General features: G+C 67.0%; 4 protein-coding genes. 3 read left to right on the forward strand and 1 reads right to left on the reverse strand.

The genetic code is table 11. The annotated features are described in order from the left end of the window. Positions 1-133 precede the first annotated feature (133 nt). Positions 134-1,378, forward strand: a complete 1,245-nt coding sequence (locus ACZ4A5_RS25325) for a lipase/acyltransferase domain-containing protein (protein WP_467588603.1) — start codon at positions 134-136, stop codon at positions 1,376-1,378. Positions 1,379-1,610: 232 nt separating this feature from the next. Further along, positions 1,611-2,669, forward strand: a complete 1,059-nt coding sequence (locus tag ACZ4A5_RS25330; protein ID WP_467588606.1) for a serine/threonine protein kinase — start codon at positions 1,611-1,613, stop codon at positions 2,667-2,669. Positions 2,670-2,683: 14 nt separating this feature from the next. On the opposite strand, the gene ACZ4A5_RS25335 is transcribed toward ACZ4A5_RS25330, so the two are convergent. Beyond that, positions 2,684-3,073: a hypothetical protein gene (locus ACZ4A5_RS25335; protein ID WP_467588610.1), complete on the reverse strand. Its 390-nt coding sequence runs from the start codon at positions 3,071-3,073 to the stop codon at positions 2,684-2,686. Between the two features lie 673 nt (positions 3,074-3,746). On the opposite strand from ACZ4A5_RS25335, the gene ACZ4A5_RS25340 reads away from it, so the two are divergent. After that, on the forward strand, positions 3,747-5,867 hold the full coding sequence (locus ACZ4A5_RS25340) for an FG-GAP-like repeat-containing protein (protein WP_467588614.1): 2,121 nt from the start codon (positions 3,747-3,749) through the stop codon (positions 5,865-5,867). The last annotated feature ends 133 nt before the right edge of the window (positions 5,868-6,000 follow it).

A 6,000-nucleotide genomic window follows, 5' to 3' on the forward strand; every position in this document is an offset into this window, starting at 1 on the left:
TTCGACGGTTCCCGCGATGAGCGAGGAACAGAGCGGCGGCCATGCCGCGGCTCGCCGTCTTCGGCTTCGCCCCTCACTGAGCGCGGTGGCCCGTTCAGCCACGCGCTCACGTCATGGAGAGAAAGGTCATTCCATGCCGTCGACTCGCTCCGGCAAGCTCCAGCCGGCCGGTCGCTCCGCGCGACACCGCCTCATATCGCTTGTGGCCGTAGGCGCGATCACCGCGATTCTGTCCCAGTTCCAGCCGCCACCGGCACACGCCGCCGTCCGCATGGAAGGGGGGAAGAGACCTGTCATCTTCGTCCACGGCTGGAGTGGCAAGCCCGCGACATTCGACGACATGAAGAAGTATTTCCGCGACGCCGGATATGCCGAGGACGACCTCTTCGCCTGGGGCTACGACTCGATAAAAAAGGGAAACGAGGAGATCGCGGGCGAGCTCAGGAAGGTCGTCGAGGAAAAAGCGAAGAAGTCGCCGGACGGGAAGGTGGATCTCGTTGCCCACTCCATGGGCGGCTTGTCCACCCTCTGGTACCTGAGGAAAATGGGCGGAAGCCCTCTGGTCTCCCACTGGGCGGGAATCGCCGCTCCGATCCACGGAACCGCCCTGGCCGTCCAGGGCGCCGAGATGGCCGAAGGGTCCGCCTTCGTCAAGAAGCTGAACGAAGGCGAAGAGGATCCGGCCAAGTCCACACCGGGCCCGACACGGTACGCCACCTTCCGCTCGAATGTAGGGGAAGGCAGGACCAACGAACTGCCGGGATACTACTGCGATGGAATCGTCGGCGGGGTGCCGAGCAACTTTCCCGTAAGGGCGGGCAAGACCTCGGCCGTGAACGGCGCGACCAATATCGTCACGCCTTGCCTGGGACACAACGAGATCCACAGAGACCCATGGGTGGCCGATAAAGTCGTGGACTTCCTCGCCTCGCCCTACGAGGGCATGACCCCGAGGAGAGGGAACACGTACTGCGGCGACGGCTACGACTACGAAGGCCGGGACGGCCTGGTGGAGTCGCGCGTACAGCACTGCCTGGAGACAGACGGCGCAGGGAAGGCCCGCACGGTGACCCGCGTCCGGAACTGCGCCTACAAATGGGGAGGGGTGTGGTACGTGTCGAAGGAAAACTACAAGTGCCTTCCGGAGCAGTCTCACACCGTCACATACCGGGGCGTGACGGTGTCGTCGGGGAGTGCTGCCGGCGGCACTGTTGAACGCGCTGGTGAATTCCACGGCGAATGGATGAGGCTTCCGGGGAGCGGTAACTATTCGGTATCCGTGAAGTATTCGCAGAAGGGCCCGTACTGGGGCGCCGGTCCGGTGCGGAGCAGTGAGATCTCACTGAGCATCCCGCAGTCGGAAGTGTCCGCCACGTGACTGGACCTCTTTGATCCTGGCCGCGGGAGGCGCCGGGGCGCGCGCCGTCTTCCACCACGACCGCGCCCCGCTGGGCCTCCGCCCGGCACTCGTGCGCTGGGCACTCCCTCGTCACCTCGCGCGCCCCGTGCTTGCCCTCTCGTGCCGCGGTCGGGCAGACGCCAGACTGGCCCCTCCCCGTCTCCTGCCTTCCGCGGAGCGGGCGGTACTGGCGTAACCCAGGGGAGGGTCGGTGAAGGTCGGTTCCTGGAACGAGTGGGATCCGCTGAGGCATATCGTCGTCGGCCGGGCGGACGGCACCATGGTGCAGGCGCCTGAGCCGGCGGTCGCCCGGGACTGGCCCGAACACGGCTTTCCCCACGGAACGTACGGGCTGTTGCCCGAGGACATGACGGCGGCGGCCAACGAGCAACTGGACAACTTCGCGCGCGTCCTCGAAGCGCGTGGCATTCGGGTCGACCGGCCCCGGGCGCTGGACTTCGGCCGGCCGGTCTCCACCCCGGAGTGGTCGCAGGCGAGCATGTTCGGTGCCATGCCGGTGCGTGACGTCCTGGTGGTGATCGGGAACGAGCTGCTCGAGGCGACCATGTCGTTCCGCAGCCGCTGGTTCGAGTACCTGGCCCACCGGCCGCTCATCGAGACCTACTACCGCGCCGACCCGGACATGCGGTGGGAAGCGGCCCCCAAGCCCCGGCTGACCGAAGCGTCATACCGGCCGGATTTCTGGGAGAAGTACGAGACCCTGTCGCCCGCGGAACAGATCGCCCGGGTCAGGGCCGGAGGGCTCGTCCTGACCGAGGCCGAGCCGCTCTTCGACGCCGCCGACATCGCCCGCTGGCTCCGGCAGCACCTTCCAAACCACCGCGTGCACGGAGTGACGTTCGGCAACGCACACCCCATGCACATCGACGCCACCTGGGTGCCACTGCGGCCCGGACTCGTCCTGCACTGTGCCGAACGGCCCGCCGAGGGGGAACTGCTGCACCACCTCAAGGCCAGCGACTGGCAGGTCGTCCAGGCCGCCACCCCCGGCCGGCAGGCCCCGCCGCCCCTGTCCGCGTGCAGCTCCTGGCTGTCGATGAACGTGCTGATGCTGGACCCCGGCACGGTCTGCGTGGAAGCGAGCGAGACCGCGCAGATGGAACAGCTCGACCGACTGGGCTTCGAAGTCGTCCCGGTGCCCTTCTGGGACGTGGCCCCCTTCGGCGGCGGACTGCACTGCGCCACGCTCGACGTCCACCGCGAAGGGGTGCTCGAGGACTATTTCCCCAAGCGGTCCGGCAGGTTCTGATTCCGCGGCCGGGGTCAACGTCCGCGGTGGACGTCCTCGGTGATGCAGGTGGTGTCGCTGAAGACGGCGACGTTGGGATTGCCGCAGTTGTTGCTGTGCCCGGTCGCGTTCCACGCGGCGATGTTGGAGAGCAGCCCGCCGTCCACCCGCTCGCTGCCCGCCCGGTCGTGACCGGCGTGGTCGTGCTCGGACCGGCAGACCGACTTCCCCCCGACACCGCCGATGGGGGCTCCACACTGATTGGCGTGGCCCGCGCTGGTGCTGCTGCCCAGCACCGACAGGACACCGCCCGTGATGTCCTCACCGCCCGCGTCTTTGCCCGTGTGTGCGGAGGCGATGCTTCCGCCTCCGCACACGGCGGTGGCCGAAAGAGCAAGTACAGCCAGGAACTTGGCACCACGCATCAGGGTGACCGCCCCTTTTCCTTGAGTGTCCCCGAGTTGAAGCGGACCGCCCTGCGCGGTCCGCTTGCCTTAACCTCCGAAGATCGGAAAAGACACGCCTCCGCGTGAGCCACTTCCTCCGGTGGCGACGGTCATGGGTGGCGTCGGACATGCGGCGACACCTTCGCGCGCTGCGCGATTCTTTGACAAGCCCGACCCCGGGGGATCTCCCCCCGGGGTCTTTCTCTTCCTCGAGCCGACCGAGTGCTGCCGGCCCGCACGAAAACGGAAGAAACGGAAGATAGCCGTCCACTAAGTTGCCATAAAAGGGATAAAGCTCCCCTTTTGAAGGGATCTTCATCTCAATATCGACACTGGAGTTGATCTTGACCCAGGGGCAAGGTTTAGCCTTTACAACACGACATGCCTCATTTTTCACAGGAGCCCTATGCCCTACCCCCTGCCAGGGATTTGGCACCACTGAGCTAGACAGCAGGCTTCCCGCGCACAAGCCGCGCCGATCCGCCGCGTTGCCTTCACCGGCCAAGGCTGGAACATTTCTCCGTTCCGCCTTCCTCCCACCCGGGCCCCCGCACGCCGCGCCTTCGCACGCCCACGCCCTCCTTCTTCGGCCTGCTCACCCACGCATCACCCCCGTACGCCACGCGTACGTCCGACGTGTCTGGAGACACCCTTGCTTCGCAACAAAACCGCCACGCGCGGCGCTTCCCTCGTTCTCGTCACCGCCATCGCCTCCGTCACTCTGGTCACCGGCAGTGCCTTCGCCGACTCGGTGCAGTCCGACTGGAAGTCCGTCACCTCGACCGGAACCCTGGGCAAGGGCGCGGCCGCCGGCGGGCAAGTGACCCGCCAGCAGGTGCTCGAACGGGCCAGAGACTGGGCGGCCAACCGGGTCCCGTACAGCTCGAACGGGCTGAACTCGCCCTACAGCTGGTACTACGACGACGCGACCGGCGGGCGCTACCGCCAGGACTGCTCGGGCTACGTCTCCATGGCCTGGCAGCTCCAGGACAGCCACAACACGTGGTCCCTGAACGACGTGTCAACCCAGATCAAGCGGTCCGAGCTGCAGCCGGGCGACATCCTCAACAACACCGACAGCCACGTCATCATCTTCGCCGGGTGGATCGACCGGTCGGCCCAGACGTTCTACTACTACTCCGAGAGCGGCCGAAGCGTGCCGACGCAGCGGTACGTGGGCAACTTCAACGAGTCCATGCTGTCGGGCCACCCCACCAGCGGCTACCGGGCGTACAAGTACGACAAGATAGTCGACGGCCCGGTCACCGCAGAGCCGGGCGCCGAGGATACCGGTGCCACCCCGGCCGTCGCCAAGGTCACCGGCCCGTCGGACAGTGCCATCCTGGACGGGCAGGTCGCCCTCACCGCCTCGGCGGAGGAGAAGACCGGAACCCCGTCCGCCATGGAGTACTACATCGACGACAAGCTGGTGGAGACCGTCGCCAGCCCCGGCACCGAGTTCTCGATGTCGCTCGACACCACCGAGCTGTCCGACGGCGCGCACACCCTCAAGGTGCGGGCCAAGAACGCCGGCGGCCAGGCCGGCCCGATGTCGGCGGCCTCCGGCTTCTTCGTCGCCAACAAGGCGATCCCCACCAGTGCCACGGGTGACTTCGACGGCGACGGCAAGGCCGACATCGCCGTCCTCTACAACCTCGGGCAGTCGAAGTCCGGCAAGAACCTCACCAGGATCTACAAGTTCACCAACAACGGGCACGGCTTCGACGAGCCCGTCAACGCCTGGGACAACGACGACTCGGTCAACACCAGCTGGAACGCCGACAACATCAAGCTGACCATCGGCGACTTCAACGGCGACGGCAAGAGCGACCTCGCCGCCCTGTACAACTCGGGTCAGTCCACGACCGGGAAGAACCTCACCACGCTGTACGAGTTCATCAGCAACGGCAAGGACTTCAAGGCCCCGGCCAAGGTCTGGGACAACGACGACTCCACCACCGGAAGCTGGAACTGGCGGGCCAGCAAGCCGGTCGCCGGTGACTTCAACGGCGACGGCAAGGCCGACATCGGCATCCTCTACAACCAGGGTCAGGACAAGGACCGCAAGAACAACCTCACCGCCTTCCACATCCTCTACTCCTACGACGGCGGCATCCGCGGCCCGAAGCGCGTCTGGGACAACGACGACCGCACCACCGGCAGTTGGAACTGGGAGCGCAGCAAGCCGGTCGCGGGTGACTTCAACGGCGACGGCAAGGCCGATCTGGGCATTCTCTACAACGAGGGTCAGGACGGCACCGGCAACTACCGCACCGCCTTCCACATCGGCTACGGCAGCGCGGACGGCATCAACGCCCCCAAGCGCGTCTGGGACAACAACGACCGCACGACCGGCAGCTGGAACGCCGACCGCAGCAAGCCGATCGCGGCGGACTTCAACGGCGACGGCAAGGCCGACCTCGGCATCCTCTACGACAAGGGCCAGGACAAGGACGGCAACAACCAGGCCGCCTTCCACATCGGCTACGGCACGGCGGACGGCATCTCGGCCCCGAAGGTCGTCTGGGACAACAACGACCGCACCACCGGTAGCTGGAACGCCGACCGCAGCAAGCTGGTCGCGGGTGACTTCAACGGCGACGGCAAGGCCGACCTCGGCATCCTCTACAACAACGGCGAGCAGCCCAACGGCAACGGCAAGGTGACCCTCTTCAACTTCTTCGGCAACGCCTCCGGCATCTCGGGCCCGAACAAGGTCTGGGACAGCGAGAAGTTCGGCAGCTGGAACTGGTACCGCAGCGACCTCGGCTGACGCACACCCCGTAGACGCGGGGGGGGGGGGGGGGGGGGGGGGGGGGGGGGGGGGGGGGGTGGGGGGCGGGGGGGGGGGGGGGGGGGGGGGGGGGGGGGGGGGGGGGGGGGGGGGGGGGGGGGGGGGCCCCCTG

The sequence above is a fragment of the Streptomyces sp. NPDC025618 genome (assembly GCF_055558795.1).